Below are 20073 nucleotides of genomic sequence, written 5' to 3'. Positions count from 1 at the left end.
TTATTTTTTAGTTTTTTTAGCACCATAAAGACTTCGGCTCTGTTTTCGTCCTTCAACGCCGCTGGCATCATAAACACCGCGAACAATATGATAACGAACACCTGGCAAATCTTTAACTTTTCCGCCTTTTATCATAACCACTGAATGCTCTTGAAGATTATGGCCGATTCCCGGAATATAAGCGGTAACTTCCATTCCATTGGATAATCTAAGCCTGGCGATTTTTCGAAGAGCGGAGTTTGGTTTTTTAGGTGTCATGGTTGTCACTTTTAAACAAACACCTCTTAAAAACGGATGTCCGGACGGTGCACTTTTTCTTCTTCTTGTTAGAACATTAAAAGTTGTCTGCAATGCGACACTTTTGGATTTCTTAACAGCTTTTTTTCTTCCTCTTTTTACTAATTGATTTATAGTTGGCATACTAAAAAAATTTAAGTTAGTTTAGATAGTAATTAAATATTGTAAACTATCTAAAAATCTTGTCAAGTCAAATTAAAATAATAATGACCGACCGACAAGTAAATGATAAATCCAAAACATAATCGGTTGAATCAGTTGAAAAATCAGGAAAGCGACAATCAATGAAATCATAAAACCATAGCGTTCTATAACCAAAGAATAATATTGAAAACGAGGCGGCAGAAAAGCAAATAAAATTCTTGAACCGTCAAGCGGCGGAACCGGAATCAAATTAAAAACAAATAATAAAATATTTGCGTAAACAATAATACTCAAAAAAGAAGTAAAGGAACTTGGAGGTAAAACCCTGATTATCAAACCGAAAATTAAGGCAACTATAAAATTCGCCAAAGGTCCGGCTGCGCCGACAATCGCCATTCCGTATTTTTTATTGCTTAAAGCGTTCGGATTAATGGGAACCGGTTTGGCGGAGGCGATTAAAAAACGTCCGCCTGATAAAACATATAATAAGAAGGGCATTAAAATAGTCCCGAACAATTCAATATGCGCCAAAGGATTTAAAGTTAATCGTCCCATTAATTTGGCCGTGGGGTCGCCCAAGCGATCCGCTGTCCAAGCGTGCATATATTCATGAATAATGGCCGAGAAAATGATGATTAAAAGAAAAAACATACTTGTCAAATTTTTAACTTTCTGTTATTATTAAAACATTAATTATAATCAATTTAATTTTATGTCTAGAACTTGTTCAATTTGCAAACGCGGACCGTCAACAGACGCTTCCCGATCGCATTCCAAGGTTCACACCTTAAAGAGACAGTTTATAAATTTACAGACAAAAACGATTTCTGGCAAGAGGGTGAAAGTTTGTACCAGATGCGCGAAGGCAATGAAGAAAAAATAATTTGAAACTCAAAAATAAAAAATTAAAAAATTTATTTTTGAGTTTTTAATTCGGGGTATAGTCTAGCGGTAGGACGCGCCCTTGGGGTGGGTGCAGCCCCGGTTCGACTCCGGGTATCCCGATAATAAAAAATTTGTCCCAATTTTTTATTTCATAATAATAAATAAAAATGGATAAAGACGAAACTTCTATAAAATTTTCCGTAATCATTCCTGCCCGGAACGAAGCCGGTTATATCCAAAATTGTTTAGATTCTTTTAAAAAACAAAAATTACAACCCTCTGAAATTATTGTTGTTGATAATGCCAGCACTGACAACACGGCTGAAATTGTTAAAAAAAACAATGTCAAATATATTTACGAGCCAAGAATTGGCTTGCCACAAGCGCGACAAAGCGGCCTAGAAAACGCTCAAGGCGACTGGTTGGTTTATACTGACGCCGATTTTATCGTACCCGAAGACTATTTGGAAAAGATAGCCTTTTTTATTAAATCTCATCGGGATGCAGTAGTTGTTTATAATCCTTTTACTTTTTATGATGGCGGCAAAGCAATTAATAATTTTATCAAAGGTTTCTTCTTTTGTTTCAAAATAAAATTAATACGTTTGATTGTCGGCGGCAATTTCGCAATTAAAAAAAATAAACTGACCGATATCGGTGGCTTTAACACTGATATTAAATTTTACGGCGAGGATGCCGATTTAACGAAAAAAATGATTTCAGTCGGCAAGGTTTATTATTTTAAAAATCTTTGGGCAACCACCTCGGCAAGACGTTATCAAAAATCAGGATTTTTAAAAACCATCTGTCTCTATACAATTAATTATTGTATATTTTTTATATTAAAGAAGCCCGTTCTTGTTTTTAAAAATAAAGTAATTTTGACCACAGGAAAAATTTTCGTTATTTTAACTATTATAATTTATGGAATTTGCAGTCCGAGATCTCAACTCTTCGGCAAGGTGGAAAATAAAATACCTGCCCAAAAAAATCAACGAAAAATGGTTGCGCTTACATTTGATGACGGCCCCAATGGCCAATATACAGAGGAAATTTTAAAAATTTTAAAAGATGAAGATATTAAGGCGACTTTCTTTTTAGTCGGCGACAATGTGGCGACATATCCGAATATCGCCAAAAATATTGCAGATCAAGGCCACGAAATAGGAAACCACAGTTATTATCATTCTTTTGGTTTGCCTTTTGAAAAAGCAAAAAACATTGAACAAGAAATCCGTCAAACCAATGAAATTATTTTTCAAACAACCGGCGAACACCCTACTCTTTTCAGGCCGCCGCACGGCTGGCGCACTCCGACGATGTTAAAAAGCGCGCGTCAAGAAGGATTACGAATGATTGAGTGGAATAACATGACGACTGATTATCTTAAATATGCCAAAGCCGAAAGTATTTCCAAAAATATTTTAAAAAATGTCCACTCCGGTTCAATTATTGTTTTACATGACGGATTAAATTTAGATCACAAAGCTAATCGCGAAGAGACGATTAAGGCTCTTTATATTATTATCAAAGAATTGAAAAATCAGGGTTATATTTTCGTCACTTTGTAATAAAACAAGTAAGTACTAAACGTTTTTTCACGGCCGTGAAAAAACGTTTAGTAAAATTAAAATAAAATGAAAATTTCTAATTATTTCATCAGATGAAAACTCAAATTTTATAGCTATTTAAGAATCAAAAAGTTATCCACAAGATATTTGTATTTTTTTATTTTCTGTGGTATAGTTATACCACAGGTCAATTTTAAAAATAAAAAACGTAATCAATAAATTTATGAATAAAAACTTGCAAAAATTCGGCGAAACTTTGAAAGAATTACGAATTAAAAATGATCTTAGTTTGAGAGAAGTATGCAAATTGGTCAATTATGATCCGAGCAATTGGAGCAAGATAGAAAGAGGGCGAATCTCTCCCCCGGCGGACGCTAACACATTGATTAAATGGGCCAAGGCATTGGGACTTTCCGGAAATGAAAAAGAATTACAAGAATTCACGGACGAAGCGCAAATAAATCAGGGCATTATCCCGGAAGATATTTTATCTCAAGGTGATGCCGTTGGATATTTGCCGGTATTTTTCCGAACTTTAAGAAACGAGAAACCGACCAAAGTGGAAATTGATCGTTTGATAGAATTAATCAGAAATGCCTAAAAAATAATATGGATTATTGCGATATAAGGGTGCCATTTATAAGTAAAGAAGAAATTAAAAAAGCGGCAGATGAATTTCGGGACAGATATTGCGGAGAATTGTTGCCGGTGGACATTGAAAAAATTATAGATGGTAAATTAAAAATTCAAATTATTCCCATTCCGAATTTAAGGCGCGACTGCGATATGGACGCGCATATTTCTTTTAATTGGCAAACTCTTTATGTTGACGCCGACATGTATAAAGACGATCGGCAGCAAAACAGATTAAGATTTTCATTTGCTCATGAAATAGGACATTATATTCTGCACAAAGACATTTACAGCGCTTTTAAACTGAATAATATTTATAAGCTTTACGAATTGGTTGAACAAATACCGGCTGAGCAATACGGATATTTGGAAACCCAAGCCAACAAATTCGCCGGCTATTTGCTGGTGCCGCGCGAAAAATTGGAAATTGAAAAGAAGAAATTGATTGACCAATTAAAACAAAATCCTGAATTTATTAAAATCTCAGATGATAAATCGCAAAATTCTTATTTAGCAATACCTTTGGCTCCGATTTTCGGCGTTTCCCAGGAAGCAATGGAAATTGTTTTGAGCGAGAGTCATTAAAAAAATATGAGCAATAAAATAAAAATCAAACGAATTGACAAATCACTCCCCTTGCCTGAATACAAGACAAAAGGCGCCGCAGCTTTTGACATTTATTCCAGAATTGCCGCAGAAATAAAACCTCAAGAAATTAAACTTTTACCGACCAATCTGATTATCAAAGTACCGGCCGGCCATTTTCTTTTGATTGCCAGCCGAAGCGGAACATTTAAAAAAGGCTTGATGATGGCTAATAATATCGGCATTGTTGATCAGGATTTTAATGGTCCAGCAGATGAAATAAATTTTGCCGCTTATAATTTTTCCGCCAAATTGGTAAAAATAGAAGTTGGTGAAAGGATTGCTCAAGGTTTGATTATCCCGGTAAAAAAAGTTGTTTGGCAAGAAACGGAAAAAATCAGCGAAAAATCCCGCGGCGGTTTCGGCTCAACCGGAAAAAAGTAAATTTTTTAATTTTAAAGGTCTTCCGAAATACTATCGGAAGACCTTTTGTTTTTTGAGAATTAAGTTTTTTCTTTTGAGTTCAATGGTAGGCTATCCCGTCTTCTTTTTGAAATAAACAGACAGACTATAAGAATAACATCAATCGCTATAAACCATGGCCATTTATGCTTTGTTTCTAATAAATCTCCCATAGTCATTATACCCATTGTACCTAAAACATCCGTAATAGTCGCTGCTAAGAAGAATATCAATAAACATGTCCAGAATCCAACCATCCCATTTTGAGTTATTTCTGTCTTATAGTTTTCTTCAAAAATACTGCGTGGAGAAAGGGGCTTAACTTTTAATTCCCATGTTGCCAATCCATAAATTATGGCTAATGGAAGGGCTAATCCTTTAGTTATTAGCAAAGTAATTTGCCATTGCCATACCAATAGAAAAGTTAATATGACTAAAAGAGCCAATATGACTAAAGTTGTAAAGTCCTCTTTGCTTAAACTTATTCTCATTTTCCACCTCCTTTTTGGTGTACTACTATCCCCAAACTTAATTATTTGGTTGTTATTATAATAGCAAAATTTTTTGAAAATGTCAACCCCGCACCTTTTGGCGACATGCTTCGCATTTAAAAAATACCATCGCCAAAAGGTGCGGGGTCAAGAATAAAATTTTGACAAAATTAATAAATCTGGTATGTTTAAATTATGCCAGGTAGTAGTCCGCCAAAAATTACAACTTGGTATATAGATAAAATCTATCTAAAATAAAAAAATATTGTCCTCCTTAATAATTTTATTGTAAAATTATGGGCGGATCACTACCTGGTATGGATAAAAAACAGTTGCAAAAATTCATTAAATGGCTTCAAGAAAAAAACTATATTGTTATTGGTCCAATAAAAGAAGACGGACAAATTTTGATTAAACCGATTAACGAGCCGTCTCAGCTTGATTTTTCCGGCCAATTACCGTTATATTCTTTTAAAAAATTTCTCGTGCCTTCACGGGAGATTTTATTTAAATACAAAAAAGACGATTTTAAGGCTGATTTAACCGCTTTTAAGCAAGCTTTAATCGGAGTCAGCATTTTTGATCTTAAAGCCATTTTGCTTTATAATCAAGTTTTTGAAAAAGATCCGTATTATCAAGCCAGATTAAACAATACTTTAATTATCGGGCAATCTCAAATCCCCCAATTTCAATCTCTGTCTTTCAAAGTTTGGGAAGATAAATACGAAGAAGATATTTTGGAACATTTGCAATTTGATATTTTCTTAGGTCAAGCAAAAGAAAAAAAATCTTCTGAATTTAAAATTTTTACCGGTTCTAAAAAGGGCCAGCAAATTTTAAACGATTTTACCAAACAAAGCGGCTGGAAATCTGATTTTGAACACATTGAATACGCCGGCCCGATTAAAGAACAAGGGGCTAATCCGGAAATGACAAAAATAAAAGAAAAAATGCCCGGCTCGCTTGAAACCGATATTTGGCAAAATCTTGATCAAAGATGCATTGAATGCGGAAAATGCACGATTGTCTGCCCGACTTGTTTTTGTTTCAGCTTGGCGGATCAACCTTGCTTAAATAAAGACGAGGGAATGAGAAAAAAATGCTGGGATTCTTGTTTTTACGCCGAATTTTCCGAAATAACCGGCGGTCATAAATTTTTAAAAAATACGGCTGAGAGAATTTACAATTGGTATTATCATAAATTCGTTCGCATCCCAGATGAATATAATTTCCCCGGCTGTGTTGGCTGCGGCCGATGCTCCATGGTTTGCCCGGCCGGCATTAAGATTCACGAAGTATTAGAAAGCATAAAAAATAAAAAATAATTTATGTTAAATTCTTATCTTCCCAAAATTGCAGTTATTAAAAATATCAAAATACAGACGCCTGAAGTCATACTTTTTACTTTGCAATTAAAAAATAAAGAAGATCAGAAAAATTTTAAATTTATTCCCGGCCAATTTATTGAAGTCGGACTCCCCTCTTTTTCTGAAGCGCCTTTTGCCGTTTGCTCTAATCCGGATGACAGTAATAAAAATTTTCAAATTTGCGTCCGCAAGGCAGGCCAATTAACCAAAAAAATACATCAATTAAAAATCAACGACCAGCTGACTGTTCGCGGACCTTTTGGCAATGGCTTTCCCGAAAATCTGACCGGCAACATTCTTTTAATCGGCGGTGGCTTGGGACTAGTTCCTTTAAGACCGTTAATTTTGGCCAATCAGAATAATAAAAATTTCAAAATGCAAATTTTTTACGGGGCTTGCGAGGCAAAAGATTTGATTTTTAAAGACGAATATAAAACTTGGCAAAAATCCGCCAATTTGGCGCTCACTTTGGACAAACAATGTCCTAATTGGAAAGGAAATGTCGGGTTGATTACCACCCTTTTTGATAAAATAAAAGTTGACAGCAGCGCAACCGCCATTTTATGCGGCCCACCGGTAATGTATAAATTTGTCATTCAAAAATTAAAACAAGCCGGACTAGATGACGCGAATATTTTTCTGTCTTTGGAACGAAGAATGCATTGCGGAATCGGCGTTTGCCAACATTGCAGTATTGGTTCAAAATATGCCTGCAAGCACGGCCCAATTTTTTCTTATCAAGAATTAAAAAATATTCCTGGAGCGATTTAACGATTTTGTCTCCGGACGTTAAGTCGGAGCAACAAAATCGTTACCCGCCCAAGTTTTTCAATGAAAAATCTGGGCGGGTACTCAAATTTTTAGTAAAATTTTCGCGTTATGAATAACTTAAAATTTTAAAAAATTTGGTATGTGCCTTGCAAACCCTCAAAAAATCATTAAGATAAATAAAGATAAAGCTTTAACGGACAGTAATAAAGAAATAAATATTTCTTTAGTGCCGAAACTTAAAAAGGGAGATTATATTTTAGCCCAAAATGGATTTGCGGTTAAAAAAATATCTCAAAAAGAAGCGAAAGAGTCTTTAAAAATTTTAAAGCCCCAAAAGGGCAAAGGAGGTAAAAAATGTTAAAGGGCGAAATTTTAGCAGCAATTTATTCCTGGGGATGCCAACGCGATAAAGAGTTGAAAACATCGGAAATTTTCAAAAAATTTATCGCCTCAAATGGAAAAAAATTCCGATATGAAGCAAGAGAGGCGCTCCCAAAATTGAAACCCACCTGTTATTACGGAACAATTGCTAAGCTTTTGAAAATCAGTAATCCGTACACCACCAAGGTAATTGAGGCTTATTGGCTTGGATATAAATGGACAAGTCAAAAAAACAGTGCCTTGAATCACAATTTCACGGTCCTGAACAATATGCCAAAAATAAAACCTTCCGAGATACCAACTTTAATCAAGTACGGTATAGAAGATTGCATGATTTCTTTTGGTGAAGTTAAAGAAATCAAAAAAGAAGGGTCATTGGTAAAAAAAATTGTGGTAGAAGTCCAGCCGTTAGAATTTAAGGATAAAATTTCGTTTGGCGAAAAAGTAAGGATAGAAATAAATTGGTATCCGAAGCTCTTGCCAAATCTTAAAATCAACGATTGGATCTCAATACATTGGAGAACAGCGCGACAAATTCTTGACTCTTCCAAGAAAAAAAGTTTACTTGAAAGCACCTTAAGAGCCCTTGAATTCATAAACACTCAGACAAATTAAATTGTCTGAGTGTTTCTAAAAAAATAATTACTATGATAAATATCAACTCAAAGCCGACCCGCCTAGGGCGGGAAAAACCAACTGTTGCCATTATTTCTTTAACCGCCTGTAACGGCTGTTTAATGGAAATTATCAACCTGGGACAACTTCTCAAGGGCGTCGTTGATCGACTGCAAATAACTGAATTTCCTTTGGTAAAAAGCGGTAAATCACCGACAAAATTTGACATTGCTTTTGTTGAGGGTTCGGTGGTAACAAAAGAAAATCTCAAAACATTAGAACAATTTAGAAAACAAAGCAAATTTTTAATCGCCATAGGCGCTTGCGCTTGCATTGGAGGAATTCCGGAAATAAAAAACTATCGCGACAGAGAAAAACTAATTAAACAGATTTATAAATCAACAAAAAATATTGAGAACCCATTAATTAAACCCTTAAAAGAGTATGTAAAAATAGATTTGGAAATACCCGGTTGCCCGCCGAATAAAAAAGAAATTGCCAAAATAATCGCTTCATTATTAGTCGGTAAAATACCATGTATTCCTCAACGACCGGTTTGTTATGAATGCCAAATCAGAGAATATGATTGCCTGCTCCAAAAAGGACTCCCCTGCCTCGGGCCGATTACTTTGGGCGGATGCCAAGCAATTTGCTTAAAAAGCGGAGAGATTTGTTCAGCTTGCCGCGGATTTTTATCCAAACCGGCGGCAAAAAATTTAATAAAAATTTTTAAAAGACAAGGATTAAGCGATGAAGATTTAAACAATCTTTTGGAAAAATTCGGCGTTAAAGACGAATTTAAGAAGCTGATAAGCTAACTAAGCAGATAAGTTAATAAGTAATTAAGCTAACTAAGCAGATAAGTATGATTAAAAGTTTTCAAGACATTAAGGTTTGGCAGAAAGCTCACGAATTGGTTTTAAAAATTTATAAAATTACCAAACAATTCCCTGAAGAAGAAAAATATGGTTTATCTAGCCAGCTGCGAAGAGCGGCAGTATCTATTGCTTCCAATATTGTCGAGGGTTTTAGAAGAACAACATTAAAAGATCGAATTCATTTTTACATGATTGCCAATGGTTCATTAGAAGAAACGAGATATCAAATATTATTATCAAAAGATTTAACTTATATCGATGAAACAAAATATCAAGATATTATTATTTTAACCGAAGAAGTAAGCAAAATGTTAAATTCTTGGATAAAAGTTCAAAAATAATTTATCAATTTATTAACTTATATACTTATCAACTTAGTAAGCTTATGAACTTAACCATTAAACACATAAATAAAATTGAGGGCCACGCGGGCATGGAAGCGAATATTTTAAACGGTAAAATACTTAAAGCCAGAATGGAGGTTAAAGAAGGAGCGAGATTAATTGAAGGCATTCTTATTGGCCGGCCAATTGAAGAAGCGTCGCTGATTACGGCCAGAATTTGCGGACTTTGCCCGGCTGTTCATTGTATCACCGCCTCCAAAGCGCTTGAAGCGGCTTTAAAAATAAAAATTCCCGAGCCAATCGTGAATTTAAGAAAAATAATGCTTAATGGACAAATTATTCAAAGTCACGCTCTTCATATTTTAATGGCCTCTTCTGATTATCTTGGCTTGGAAAACAGCTTGGATTTGATGTCAAAACATTCCGCGGCCTTTCAAAATATCATTAAAATTCGCGAATTCGGCAATGAATTGATTGAAACAATCGGCGGCCGTTCGGTTCATCCGATGTCAGCCAATATCGGAGGATTTTTAAAAGCTCCGAATCAGGAAAAATTAAAAAAACTTTTGGAAAAACAACCGGAAATTTTAGCCAGCGCCATTGATTTATCTGACTGGTTTGGAAAAATAAAAATCAATAAATTTTCCAGAAAAACTGAATTTGTCGGACTTAAAAATAACAAAGAATACGCAATCTATGAAGGCAATATTTCTTCTTCGGAAAAATTATCAATTCCGGCCCAGAAATACAGCTCAGGATTAATTGAATTTCAACGAGCGAATGAAATAATAAACATGGTGAAACGCAATCAGCAGCCTTATTTGGTCGGGCCATTAGCCAGATTGAATATCGCCGGCAATAAACTCAATAAAAATGCCCGCCAAGCAATGAAAAAATTAGGACTTGAGTTGCCTTGTTATAATACCTTCCATAATGTAACTGCCCAAATGATAGAAATAATCCATCTCATTGAAGAAACTCAAAAACTTCTGCAAAAGCATTTGAAATCAAAAAATAAAATCTATCGCGTATCTTATAAAATTAAAGCCGGATATGGAGTCGGAGCCTGTGAGGCGCCGCGAGGACTACTGATTCACGCTTATCAAATAGACAATCAGGGCAAAATCGTTAAGGCCAATATTATTACTCCGACTGCTCAATTTCTGTTTAATTTGGAAAAAGACCTGGAAACATTCATTCCGAGTTTAAAAAAATTATCCCCTAATCAAAAACGGCAAAAAATAGAAATGCTGGTCAGAGCTTATGATTTATGCATTTCTTGCGCCGTCCATTAAAAAATAAAATTATGACAAATAAAATAACTGAAGAAACAACTTTAAAAGAAATTTTGAGCCATCCCCAGGCGGAAAAAATTTTAATGAAATATAATTTACCCTGTTTAAGCTGTCCAATGGCCAGTTTTGAAATGGATAAATTAAGAATCGGTATGATAGCCGAAAGATATGAATTAAATCTTGGAGAATTATTGAAAGATTTGAATAAAGTCATTAAATAATCTTTAACCGCTTCAAATTTAAAAGCCTTTTAACATTTAGTTAAAAGGCTTTTTTATTTTTTTATTCCATATGAGACCGGAATAAACCGAATATCCCCACCCATATCACAAAGAGGATTCCCCCTAATACAAATCCTATTATCATAATCAAATCTCTTATTACAAGAATTACTGCTCTTATAATAAAAAATATGCCTCGTATAATCCTCATTCTTCACCCCCTCGGCACAACCAATAAAGACCTCGGTTGATTAAATCAACAATCTTTATGGCTATTTCCATTATCAAAATAAACGGCAAGCTATAAGGAATAGTTATAAATATCCGCCAACAAAACCAAATAAGATCATTCTCCTCTATTCCGAATATTGACATTTGTCTGAAAAATTCTTCTTCAAATTCTAGAAATTTTATAATTGTGGATTTCCCAAACCAATTAATTTCTATTTTTTCAGCCAAGCGCGGCTCTCTTAAAATGAGCGCACCCAAAACATTACAAACTATTTCCGAGACTGAAGTTAAAACAATTAAAATAGTGGAGACGACAAGCAATAACCAACCAAAAAACATTTGTAGCGCAAATCTCCACCAACAATAACTGCCAAAAAATAATTCAAAGATTTTATCTTTCACATTTTCCTCCTTTTTTACGAACTATATATTATCTACATAATATCAAAAATTTTAGAAAATGTCAACCCCGTTTTATTTCTCCAAATCTTCTTCGCCGTAAATGGCAGAAAGATCTATTTTGGGATAATCGAAAATTTCATTTTGATTAAAAAATCTCCAAATTTCCTTTTCTGCCGACTCTAGTGAATCTGAAGCATGAACGATATTATGTTGAACGCTCATTGAAAAATCACCCCTGATACTGCCTGCATCAGCCTTGCGTCCAGAAGTTGGACCGCATAAAAGCCGTACCGCTCCTATTGCTTCTATTCCTTCCAAGACCATGGCTACTACCGGCGCGCTTTGCATAAAATTAACCAACTTGCCAAAAAACGGCTTGTCACGATGATGAGAATAATGATCAGCCAAAACTTCATCTGACAATTTCATCATTTTGATTCCGACAATTTTAAGTCCCTTTCTTTCAAAACGCGAAACAATTTCGCCCAATAAATTTCTTTGAAGAGCATCCGGTTTTAATAAAACTAATGTTCGTTCCATAAAATTATTTTTGTTTATTTTTAATAATTAAAAAGATGATTAAGGCAAGAAGTAAAACGACAGAACTGGCGATAAAATACGGTTTTAATTTTTGGAAATCAATCACCTTGGCAGTTGAACCCAATAAATAAAGATTCGGCTTTGATTGAATATTTTGATTAACGGATAAAATTTTAATATCTTCGGCCAAGCGAGGCAAAAGACGCCAAGTATCATTATTCTGGGCTAAAATTCCGGTAATTTCAATTACATCTCCTTCTTTAATTTTTGACAAATCTATTTTAACATATTGTTTGAAATAAGCCAGTATCTCGCCTGTATTGTCATTAATAAAAACATTAGTGCCTGTTCTTTCAATCACTTTACCGGATATTTTTATCAAATAACCGATTGATTGGAAATTAATTTCCTTTATTTCTTTTATCTGAGGCGCAGCCGCCATTCCCCTATTTAGAACTTTAATATCATTTTTAGTGGCTGTTTTAATTCTTGTTTCACCCTTAATTTTTGAAATTATTCCCTGTACCGAAACTTCGTCGCCAACAGATAATTGAGGGAAATCTTTTTTGTAAGAATAAATTTGAATGCCGTTAAGATAAAAAAATTGACTGGATAAAACGTCCGGTTCCACTATAACAATACCCTGAACTTTCACTTTTTGATTCGCCTCCAAGCTTTTCGCCTTTTCAATATCAACTGAATTAAAATTGTCCCCAAAAACTATTTTGGGGACAATACACCCTATAATTAGAATAAACAAAAAATTTGTTAATTTCTTTGTCATCTGACTAAATATTATAAAAACTCTTTATTTTTTCCAAGCCGTACCTGCCGGAATCAATCTGCCGATAATAACATTTTCTTTTAATCCTTTCAGTTCATCTCTTCTGCCGCTTACGGCCGCATTAATCAAAACTCTCGGTGTTTCCTGGAAAGAAGCTGCGGACAACCAACTGTCGGTTGAAAGAGACACACGGGTGATTCCCAATAACAATTCTTCCGCTTCAGCCAATTCTCCTCCGTCTTTTTTAACCTCTTTATTGCATCTGATTAAATAACCCTTGGATATTGTTTCGCCGGACAAAAGATTCGTATCGCCGCTTTCTTTGACCAAACATCTTGAAAACATTTGGCGAACAAGCGTTTCCACATGTTTGTCATTAACTTTCTGTCCTTGTGAAGAATAAATATATTGAATTTCTTTAAGAATATACTTTGCGACCGCTTCTTTTCCTCTTAATTCATACAATTCCAATAAATCAAGAGATCCATCGGTCAATTGCTGCCCGACTTCCACTTTAGCACCATTTTTTATCCAGACGGTATAACCGGCCACGTCGTATTCTTCCGCGTCATCGTCCTCATAAACCACTTTAATAAAATTACCGTCAAATTTAACTTCACCCTTATGTTTGGCAACAATCTTTTGTTTCTCAAAAACCGCCAGAACATCATTTTTATCAACCGTCTTGCCTTCTTTAACTTTGACATCCCATGCTTCATCTTCATGAATGACAAAAACATCTTCTTTCGCGCCGCGATATTTAATTTTAATAATTTTTTGATCATTTTCGTCAATATATTCCGCATTGCCGTTATGTCGAGCCATAACCGCTTTTCTTTTAACCGGCCTGGCTTCAAAAAGTTCTTCAACTCTCGGCAAACCTTGGGTAATATCTTTACCGGCAATACCTCCCGTATGGAAGGTTCTTAAGGTAAGCTGCGTACCAGGTTCACCAATGGATTGAGCGGCCACAATACCGACCGGAACACCAAGTTTAACCGGTTTATTAAAACCTAAATCATAACCATAACACTTGGCGCATATTCCTTTGTCGCTTTTGCAAGTCAAAACCGAACGAATAATAAATTCTTCCGGATCAATTTCATTAATTTTTTTGGCAATATCTCTGGTAACAATTTCATTGGCTTTAACGACAACCTTACCTGTTTTCGGATCTTTAATTTCTACCAATGAAGTTCGGCCTAATAATCTGGCCTCCCATGTTTCACCCATTATTTTATTATCTTCTCTGGTTATTTTAAATCCTTCTTTGTCTCCGCAATCTTCTTCATTAATTAATATATCTTGACAAACATCAACCATTCTTCGAGTAAGATAACCGGCACTGGCGGTTCTCAAAGCCGTATCAGAAACACCTTTTCTTGAACCATGAGTGGCGATGAAGAATTCCAAAACATTAAACCCTTCTTTAAAAGAAGATTTAATGGGCAATTCAATCAATCTTCCGGTTGGCGAAGAAACAATACCTTTTGTACCGAACATCTGAGCTAACTGCGCCCAAGAACCTCTTGCTCCGGAGTTAACCATGGAAATAACCGTATTTGTGTAAGATAAAGATTTTTTACAAAGATCAACGATAACATCTTTGGCGCTTAACCAAACGGCAACGCTTTTCTGATACCGTTCTTCTTCGGTTAAAAGACCCATATTGAATTGATCCTGGACTTCATCCACTTTTTTCTCCGCTTCTTTGATAATTTTATCTTTTCCTTCAAGAGTCGGTAAATCATCCATCCCCCAAGAAAGACCGGAAGTGGTTAAATAAGAAAAAGTAGTTTCTTTTATTTTATCAAGCATCGTGACTGTCGTTTCTTCGTCGTAAATTTCCAAACAATCTTCAATGATTTGTTTTAATTTATTTTTATCCACTACTTTGTCCATTTTATAAAGCCCAACAGGTAAAATGGAATTAAAAATCAATCTTCCAACACTGGTTTCCAATATTTTTATATCTTTATTATTTGAAGGATCAAGCACTCTTGCTTTAATAATCTGACGCAAACTGACCTTGCCCAATTTATAAGCCAACTCAGCTTCATTTTGAGAAGAGAAAAATTTCATTTCTTGTTTTTCTTTTTTCTCCAATGTCGTCATCCAATAAGCTCCCCAAACCATATCTTTGGCCGGAATAATAATCGGTTCTCCGGTTGCGGGTTTTAAAAGATTTTTAGATGATAATAAAATTTCCTTGGCTTCTCGGCGCGCTTCTTCAGTAATAGGAATATGAACAGCCATTTGATCTCCGTCAAAGTCAGCATTAAAAGCGGCGCAAACCAAAGGATGAATTTGAATTGCTTTTCCTTCTATCAGAACCGGCTGAAAAGCTTGAACGCCCAAACGATGCAAGGTTGGCGCGCGGTTTAATAATACATAAGCGGTTTGAATAATTGTTTCCAAAATAGCCCAAACATCTTCCGTCCCCTGTTCTATCAAGCGATTGGCGCTGCGGACATTGTGAACCAATCCCCTTTTAATAAGTTCGCAGGCAATAAACGGTTTGAAAAGTTCGATAGCCATTGTTTTTGGCAAACCGCATTGATAAAGTTTCAATTTCGGACCGACAACGATAACTGAACGTCCGGAATAATCAACTCTTTTTCCCAAAAGATTTTGACGAAACCTTCCTTGTTTGCCTTTCAAAATATCAGCTAAAGATTTTAACGGTCTTTGCTGACCAGTGGAAGCAACCACTGTTTTTCCGCTTCGCATATCATTATCCATTAAAGAATCAACTGCTTCTTGAAGCATTCTTTTTTCATTTCGTAAAATTACTTCCGGCGCATTGAGTTCGTGCAAACGTTTCAATCTGTTATTGCGATTAATAACCCTTCTGTATAAATCATTCAAGTCGGAAGAAGCGAATCTGCCTCCGTCAAGTTGAACGAGCGGGCGCAAATCAGGCGGAATAACCGGAATAACGGTCAAAACCATATTCTCCGGCTTGAGTTTGTTGTTATGAAAATTTTTAATATATTTCAATCTTTTGATCAATTTTTGTCTTTTCAAAAGATTAATGGTGTGTTTTATTTCTTTTTCCAAATCTTTGATCAATTTCAACAAATCAACATTTTGAAGAAGTTTTGAGACCGCATCAGCGCCAATGCCAACTTCAAAAAAATGTCCGTATTTTAAAGATAAATCTCTGTATTGCGGTTCGGTTAATAAATTTTTAATATGAATACTGTTTATTTCTTTTTTTGTTTCATCGTATAAAGCTTTGAGCCGATCTGTCTCTTTATTAAATTCTTCACCTGTCAATTCATTTTTAATTTGTTTCTTTTTGTCTTTATATTCTTGTTCTATTTCATCAAGAGTGGCTTTTTTTAAATCTTCTTTAACTTCAGTAATAATGAAATTGGCGAAATAAACCACTTTTTCCAAAGACTGAATGGACATATCCAAAATCAATCCTATTTTTGAAGGTACGCCGCGCAAAAACCAAATATGAGTCACCGGCACGGTCAATTTTATGTGTCCCATTCTTTCTCTTCTGACGATTGACCTGGTTACTTCCACTCCGCATCGATCACAAACAATTCCGCGATAGCGAATTTTTTTATATTTTCCGCAAGAGCATTGCCAATCTTTGGTCGGACCGAAAATTCTTTCGCAAAACAAACCGTCTCGTTCCGGTCTCTCGGTTCTATAATTGATAGTCTCAGGTTTTATCACTTCTCCATAAGACCAATTAAGTATTTCTTCAGGTGAAGCGATTTTCAGTCTGATAGAATCAAAATCAGAATTCTTCCTTAACTTTTCATCCGGCAAAGACAATGTTCTAATTGTTGAAGGAGTAGACATAAAAAATAAAATATAAAATGAAAATTAATTATGATTTTTTATTCGGTTTATTTGGTTCGGTATTTACGCATTTACCGTCTCTTAACATTTCCACGCTCAATCCCAATCCTCTCAATTCGTTTACCAAAACGTTAAAAGATTCCGGGATGTGAACTTCTCTCACCGGTTCGCCTTTGATAATTGATTCATAAGCTTTGGTTCGGCCGGGTACATCGTCTGATTTGATTGTCAGCATTTCCTGTAACGAATGAGCCGCGCCATAACCTTCAAGCGCCCAGACTTCCATTTCACCGAATCTCTGTCCGCCGAATTGAGCTCGTCCGCCGAGTGGCTGCTGCGTAATCAATGAATAAGGACCGATTGAACGTTGATGAATTTTATCTTCAACCAAGTGATTTAATTTCAACATGTAAATATATCCGACGGTTACCGGTTCTTCAAATTTTAAACCATTGCGGCCATCATAAAGAGTCATTTTTCCGCTGGCCGGATAACCGGCTTTAACCAATTCTTCTTTGATTGTTTTTTCATTAATACCATTAAAGGCCGGGGTAGCCACTTTATAACCTAATTTTTGAGCGGCAAAGCCCATGTGTGTTTCTAAGATTTGTCCCAAATTCATTCTGGAAACTACGCCAAGCGGATTTAAAATAATATCAACCGGCGTGCCGTCTTCCAAATACGGCATATTTTCTTCAGGAACAATTCTGGAAATTACACCTTTATTTCCGTGTCGGCCTGCCATTTTGTCTCCCACTTGCGCTTTTCTCAAATCAGCAACCAAAACTTTAATTGATTTGACTACGCCTGGCGGAAGCTTGTCTCCTGCATCACGCGAGAATATTTTAATACTGATTACTTTTCCATGTTCGCCGTGTTCAAGATAAAGAGAAGTATCGCGAACATCGCGGGCTTTTTCTCCAAAGATAGCGCGTAAAAGTTTTTCTTCAGCCGATAATTCCATTTCGCCTTTTGGCGTAATTTTACCGACTAAAATATCTCCTGATTTGACTTCGGCGCCGATTCTGACAATGCCTTCATCATCAAGATTTTTTAATTTTTCTTCACTGACATTCGGTATGTCGCGAGTAATCACTTCCGGACCGAATTTTGTTTCGCGAACTTCAATAATATGTTCGTCAATATAAATTGAACTGAATTTATCTTGCTGGACCAATTTTGAAGATAACAAAATAGCATCTTCATAATTGCCTCCTTCCCAAGACATAAAGGCCACTAAAATATTATGACCGAGTGCCAATTCCCCGTCTTCCATTGCCGAACCTTCCACTAAAATATCACCCGGCTCAACTTCTTGTCCTTTTTCCACTACGGGTTTTTGATTAATACAAGTATCAAAATTTGAGCGATCGTATTTGATTAAATTATAAGTTCTGGTTTTACCGCTTTTATTTGAAATTTTAACATGATTGCCGTCAACTTCTGTTACCTTGCCTGACATATCAGCTTGTATTAAATAACCGGAATCCTTGGCAATATTAGCTTCAATACCGGTTCCGACAAGCGGAGCTTCCGGTCTGATTAAAGGAACAGCCTGACGTTGCATGTTTGTTCCCATCAAGGCTCTGACACCATCGTCGTGTTCCAAAAATGGAATCAATGAAGTGCCGACACTGACAATTTGGTTTGGCGCCACATCGATAAATTCCACTTTATCTCTTGTGCTAAAACCCGGACGGCCGTTAACCCTTGCTTCCACTTTTTGCTCAACGATTCTTCCGTTTTCATCAAACTGAGTGGAAAATGGAGCCGTGGTATGTCGATCTTCATCTAAAGAATTCAAATAAACAATTTGATTTGTTAAAACTCCGTTTGTCACTTTGCGGTAAGGCGTTTCAATAAATCCGTATTCATCAAGTCGGGCATAGCAAGCCAAGTGTCCGACTAAACCGACGTTTGGTCCTTCCGGTGTGGCAATTGGACAAATTTTTCCATAAAAAGTTCGATGCACATCGCGCACTTCAAAACCGGCTCTGTCTCGGCTTAAACCGCCGGGACCGGCCACGGTTAATCTGCGCTTATGTTCCAATTCTGAAAGCGGATTGGTTTGATCCATAAATTGAGATAACTGACTGGACATGAAAAATTCGCGAATTACTCCGCTAATCGGTCTGACATTAATCAATTGTCCGGGCAATAAATTCTTGCCTTCCAAAGTACTCATTCTGTCTCTGACAATGCGCTGAAGCCTTAATAAGCCCACTCTGATTCTGTTTTGAACCAACTCGCCTACGGCTCTGATTCTTCGATTTGCCAAATGATCAATATCATCGGCAATCAATTGATGATAATCCAATTTAATCAATTCTTTAAGAATTCTCACCAAGTCCTCAACTCGAACAACGCGCTCATCAACTTTGTCGGAAAAATTAAATCTTTCATTTATTTTGAAACGTCCGACTTTGCTTAAATCGTAACGATGAGGATTGAAAAACATGGCGTGGATCAAGCTGCGGGCATTATCCACGGTAGCCAAATCTCCGGGTCTGATTTTTCGATAAACTTCAATTAATCCTTCATCTTCGGAAGACGACGGATCTTTTTCTATGGTTGCTCTGATATAATCAAGATAAGGAATTTCTTTTTTTACTTCTTCTTTTGTTTTGGGTAAATTTTTCGGCGTGAATAAATCTAAAATTTCCTGATCCGAACCGACGCCGAAAACTCTCAAAAGAGAAGAAACCGGAGTTTTTCTCTGACGATCAATTCTGACATAAATAATTTTATGAGGATCAATTTCAAATTCAAGCCAAGCTCCTCTCTCGGGAATAATTTTTGTTTTATAAGAAAATCGCCCCTTGACTAATTCCGTGTCAAAAAACACGCCGGGCGATCTGATTAATTGTTTAACAATGACTCTTTCAATTCCGTTAATAATAAAAGTGCCCCGATCGGTCATCAGTGGAAGGTCTCCAAAATAAACTTCTTGGTCTACCCTTTTTCCGGTTAACCTGCTGGTTAATCGCACTTTGACTTTGAGTGGCACTTCGTAATTCAAATTTCTATTTTTAGAAGTAACTTCGTCGAACTTCGGTTCGCCGATTTTATAATCCAAAAATTTCAATTCGAAATTTTTACCGACAAAATCTTCAATAGGCGAAAATTCTTGCAATAATTCTTTAATCCCTTTGTCCAAAAACCATTTATAAGAATCTTTTTGTATCTGAATCAAATCCGGCAATCCTATACTAAAACGAGATTTTGAAAAATATTTTCTAGGAGTACGAGACATATTAAAATTTAAAAAAATTATTAAATAAAAACGGGATACAGAAAAATTACCTTCCGCTACTTTTAGCGTCAGGAACCTTTTTATTTCTACTAAATTTTAGT

Annotated in this window: 21 protein-coding genes and 1 tRNA gene; 14 read left to right on the top strand and 8 right to left on the bottom strand. The window is 35.7% G+C overall.

Translation table 11 applies throughout. The annotated features are described in order from the left end of the window. A complete protein-coding gene (gene rpsL, locus PHF10_03550) occupies positions 1 to 420 on the bottom strand; it encodes a 30S ribosomal protein S12 (protein ID MDD5534797.1) in 420 nt (139 codons plus the stop codon). A gap of 72 nt (positions 421 to 492) precedes the next feature. Further along, the gene (locus PHF10_03545; protein MDD5534796.1) at positions 493 to 1092 is read right to left on the bottom strand and encodes a site-2 protease family protein; all 600 of its coding nucleotides are present in this window, start codon (positions 1090 to 1092) and stop codon (positions 493 to 495) included. A 61-nt stretch (positions 1093 to 1153) separates the two neighbouring features. Between PHF10_03545 and PHF10_03540 the strand changes: the two genes are divergently transcribed. The 6 genes from PHF10_03540 (at position 1154) to dut (ending at position 4559) form a co-directional block, all read left to right on the top strand. Beyond that, positions 1154 to 1324 (top strand): L28 family ribosomal protein, encoded by a 171-nt coding sequence (locus PHF10_03540; GenBank protein ID MDD5534795.1) that lies wholly within the window; start codon positions 1154 to 1156, stop codon positions 1322 to 1324. Positions 1325 to 1375: 51 nt separating this feature from the next. Then, positions 1376 to 1446, top strand: a tRNA-Pro gene (locus PHF10_03535). Between the two features lie 47 nt (positions 1447 to 1493). Further along, a complete protein-coding gene (locus PHF10_03530) occupies positions 1494 to 2897 on the top strand; it encodes a polysaccharide deacetylase family protein (GenBank protein MDD5534794.1) in 1404 nt (467 codons plus the stop codon). A 223-nt stretch (positions 2898 to 3120) separates the two neighbouring features. Continuing rightward, positions 3121 to 3498 (top strand): helix-turn-helix transcriptional regulator, encoded by a 378-nt coding sequence (locus PHF10_03525; GenBank protein MDD5534793.1) that lies wholly within the window; start codon positions 3121 to 3123, stop codon positions 3496 to 3498. A gap of 8 nt (positions 3499 to 3506) precedes the next feature. Beyond that, on the top strand, positions 3507 to 4115 hold the full coding sequence (locus PHF10_03520; GenBank protein MDD5534792.1) for an ImmA/IrrE family metallo-endopeptidase: 609 nt from the start codon (positions 3507 to 3509) through the stop codon (positions 4113 to 4115). Between the two features lie 6 nt (positions 4116 to 4121). Next, entirely contained in the window at positions 4122 to 4559 is a 438-nt protein-coding gene (dut, locus tag PHF10_03515) for a dUTP diphosphatase (GenBank protein MDD5534791.1), read from the top strand. A 59-nt stretch (positions 4560 to 4618) separates the two neighbouring features. Here the strand turns inward: dut and PHF10_03510 are convergent, their stop codons facing one another. Continuing rightward, the gene (locus PHF10_03510) at positions 4619 to 5068 is read right to left on the bottom strand and encodes a hypothetical protein (protein ID MDD5534790.1); all 450 of its coding nucleotides are present in this window, start codon (positions 5066 to 5068) and stop codon (positions 4619 to 4621) included. Between the two features lie 317 nt (positions 5069 to 5385). Between PHF10_03510 and PHF10_03505 the strand changes: the two genes are divergently transcribed. The 8 genes from PHF10_03505 to PHF10_03470 all read left to right on the top strand — a co-directional run bounded on the left by PHF10_03505 (position 5386) and on the right by PHF10_03470 (position 10940). Continuing rightward, positions 5386 to 6393, top strand: coding sequence for a 4Fe-4S dicluster domain-containing protein (locus tag PHF10_03505; protein MDD5534789.1), 1008 nt, complete (start codon positions 5386 to 5388; stop codon positions 6391 to 6393). A 3-nt stretch (positions 6394 to 6396) separates the two neighbouring features. Continuing rightward, positions 6397 to 7206, top strand: coding sequence for an FAD/NAD(P)-binding protein (locus PHF10_03500; GenBank protein MDD5534788.1), 810 nt, complete (start codon positions 6397 to 6399; stop codon positions 7204 to 7206). Positions 7207 to 7345: 139 nt separating this feature from the next. Continuing rightward, complete coding sequence (locus PHF10_03495; protein MDD5534787.1) at positions 7346 to 7567, top strand: HypC/HybG/HupF family hydrogenase formation chaperone; 222 nt, start codon at positions 7346 to 7348, stop codon at positions 7565 to 7567. Beyond that, positions 7561 to 8202 (top strand): DUF6390 family protein, encoded by a 642-nt coding sequence (locus PHF10_03490; protein ID MDD5534786.1) that lies wholly within the window; start codon positions 7561 to 7563, stop codon positions 8200 to 8202. Before PHF10_03495 ends, PHF10_03490 begins: the two co-directional genes overlap by 7 nt. 32 nt (positions 8203 to 8234) lie before the next feature. Next, positions 8235 to 9020: a hypothetical protein gene (locus PHF10_03485; GenBank protein MDD5534785.1), complete on the top strand. Its 786-nt coding sequence runs from the start codon at positions 8235 to 8237 to the stop codon at positions 9018 to 9020. A gap of 47 nt (positions 9021 to 9067) precedes the next feature. Next, positions 9068 to 9421 carry a four helix bundle protein gene (locus PHF10_03480; GenBank protein MDD5534784.1) on the top strand — a complete coding sequence of 118 codons (354 nt, stop codon included), beginning with the start codon at positions 9068 to 9070 and terminating at the stop codon, positions 9419 to 9421. A gap of 44 nt (positions 9422 to 9465) precedes the next feature. Beyond that, positions 9466 to 10719, top strand: coding sequence for a Ni/Fe hydrogenase subunit alpha (locus tag PHF10_03475; protein MDD5534783.1), 1254 nt, complete (start codon positions 9466 to 9468; stop codon positions 10717 to 10719). A gap of 11 nt (positions 10720 to 10730) precedes the next feature. Next, positions 10731 to 10940: a DUF1858 domain-containing protein gene (locus tag PHF10_03470; GenBank protein ID MDD5534782.1), complete on the top strand. Its 210-nt coding sequence runs from the start codon at positions 10731 to 10733 to the stop codon at positions 10938 to 10940. Between the two features lie 207 nt (positions 10941 to 11147). Here PHF10_03470 and PHF10_03465 read toward each other — a convergent pair whose 3' ends face one another. The 5 genes from PHF10_03465 to PHF10_03445 form a co-directional block, all read right to left on the bottom strand. Next, the gene (locus PHF10_03465; GenBank protein ID MDD5534781.1) at positions 11148 to 11573 is read right to left on the bottom strand and encodes a hypothetical protein; all 426 of its coding nucleotides are present in this window, start codon (positions 11571 to 11573) and stop codon (positions 11148 to 11150) included. A 72-nt stretch (positions 11574 to 11645) separates the two neighbouring features. Then, entirely contained in the window at positions 11646 to 12113 is a 468-nt protein-coding gene (ndk, locus tag PHF10_03460; protein MDD5534780.1) for a nucleoside-diphosphate kinase, read from the bottom strand. A gap of 4 nt (positions 12114 to 12117) precedes the next feature. Then, on the bottom strand, positions 12118 to 12897 hold the full coding sequence (locus PHF10_03455; GenBank protein MDD5534779.1) for a hypothetical protein: 780 nt from the start codon (positions 12895 to 12897) through the stop codon (positions 12118 to 12120). A gap of 24 nt (positions 12898 to 12921) precedes the next feature. Further along, the gene (gene rpoC, locus PHF10_03450) at positions 12922 to 16719 is read right to left on the bottom strand and encodes a DNA-directed RNA polymerase subunit beta' (protein MDD5534778.1); all 3798 of its coding nucleotides are present in this window, start codon (positions 16717 to 16719) and stop codon (positions 12922 to 12924) included. Positions 16720 to 16747: 28 nt separating this feature from the next. After that, on the bottom strand, positions 16748 to 19972 hold the full coding sequence (locus PHF10_03445) for a DNA-directed RNA polymerase subunit beta (GenBank protein ID MDD5534777.1): 3225 nt from the start codon (positions 19970 to 19972) through the stop codon (positions 16748 to 16750). Positions 19973 to 20073 lie beyond the last annotated feature (101 nt).

Source organism: Patescibacteria group bacterium (genome assembly GCA_028716665.1).
GTDB lineage: Bacteria > Patescibacteriota > Patescibacteriia > UBA2591 > JAQUPP01 > JAQUPP01.
The sequence above is the reverse complement of the archived record's forward strand: the minus strand, read 5'-3'. Positions and strand labels throughout refer to the sequence as shown.

Excerpts from the sequence above, each read along its gene's own strand:
- rpsL (MDD5534797.1), bottom strand. The coding sequence starts at position 420 with ATGCCAACTATAAATCAATTAGTAAAAAGAGGAAGAAAAAAAGCTGTT.
- PHF10_03545 (MDD5534796.1), bottom strand. The coding sequence starts at position 1,092 with ATGTTTTTTCTTTTAATCATCATTTTCTCGGCCATTATTCATGAATAT.
- PHF10_03540 (MDD5534795.1), top strand. The coding sequence starts at position 1,154 with ATGTCTAGAACTTGTTCAATTTGCAAACGCGGACCGTCAACAGACGCT.
- PHF10_03530 (MDD5534794.1), top strand. The coding sequence starts at position 1,494 with ATGGATAAAGACGAAACTTCTATAAAATTTTCCGTAATCATTCCTGCC.
- PHF10_03525 (MDD5534793.1), top strand. The coding sequence starts at position 3,121 with ATGAATAAAAACTTGCAAAAATTCGGCGAAACTTTGAAAGAATTACGA.
- PHF10_03520 (MDD5534792.1), top strand. The coding sequence starts at position 3,507 with ATGGATTATTGCGATATAAGGGTGCCATTTATAAGTAAAGAAGAAATT.
- dut (MDD5534791.1), top strand. The coding sequence starts at position 4,122 with ATGAGCAATAAAATAAAAATCAAACGAATTGACAAATCACTCCCCTTG.
- PHF10_03510 (MDD5534790.1), bottom strand. The coding sequence starts at position 5,068 with ATGAGAATAAGTTTAAGCAAAGAGGACTTTACAACTTTAGTCATATTG.
- PHF10_03505 (MDD5534789.1), top strand. The coding sequence starts at position 5,386 with ATGGATAAAAAACAGTTGCAAAAATTCATTAAATGGCTTCAAGAAAAA.
- PHF10_03500 (MDD5534788.1), top strand. The coding sequence starts at position 6,397 with ATGTTAAATTCTTATCTTCCCAAAATTGCAGTTATTAAAAATATCAAA.
- PHF10_03495 (MDD5534787.1), top strand. The coding sequence starts at position 7,346 with ATGTGCCTTGCAAACCCTCAAAAAATCATTAAGATAAATAAAGATAAA.
- PHF10_03490 (MDD5534786.1), top strand. The coding sequence starts at position 7,561 with ATGTTAAAGGGCGAAATTTTAGCAGCAATTTATTCCTGGGGATGCCAA.
- PHF10_03485 (MDD5534785.1), top strand. The coding sequence starts at position 8,235 with ATGATAAATATCAACTCAAAGCCGACCCGCCTAGGGCGGGAAAAACCA.
- PHF10_03480 (MDD5534784.1), top strand. The coding sequence starts at position 9,068 with ATGATTAAAAGTTTTCAAGACATTAAGGTTTGGCAGAAAGCTCACGAA.
- PHF10_03475 (MDD5534783.1), top strand. The coding sequence starts at position 9,466 with ATGAACTTAACCATTAAACACATAAATAAAATTGAGGGCCACGCGGGC.
- PHF10_03470 (MDD5534782.1), top strand. The coding sequence starts at position 10,731 with ATGACAAATAAAATAACTGAAGAAACAACTTTAAAAGAAATTTTGAGC.
- ndk (MDD5534780.1), bottom strand. The coding sequence starts at position 12,113 with ATGGAACGAACATTAGTTTTATTAAAACCGGATGCTCTTCAAAGAAAT.
- PHF10_03455 (MDD5534779.1), bottom strand. The coding sequence starts at position 12,897 with ATGACAAAGAAATTAACAAATTTTTTGTTTATTCTAATTATAGGGTGT.
- rpoC (MDD5534778.1), bottom strand. The coding sequence starts at position 16,719 with ATGTCTACTCCTTCAACAATTAGAACATTGTCTTTGCCGGATGAAAAG.
- PHF10_03445 (MDD5534777.1), bottom strand. The coding sequence starts at position 19,972 with ATGTCTCGTACTCCTAGAAAATATTTTTCAAAATCTCGTTTTAGTATA.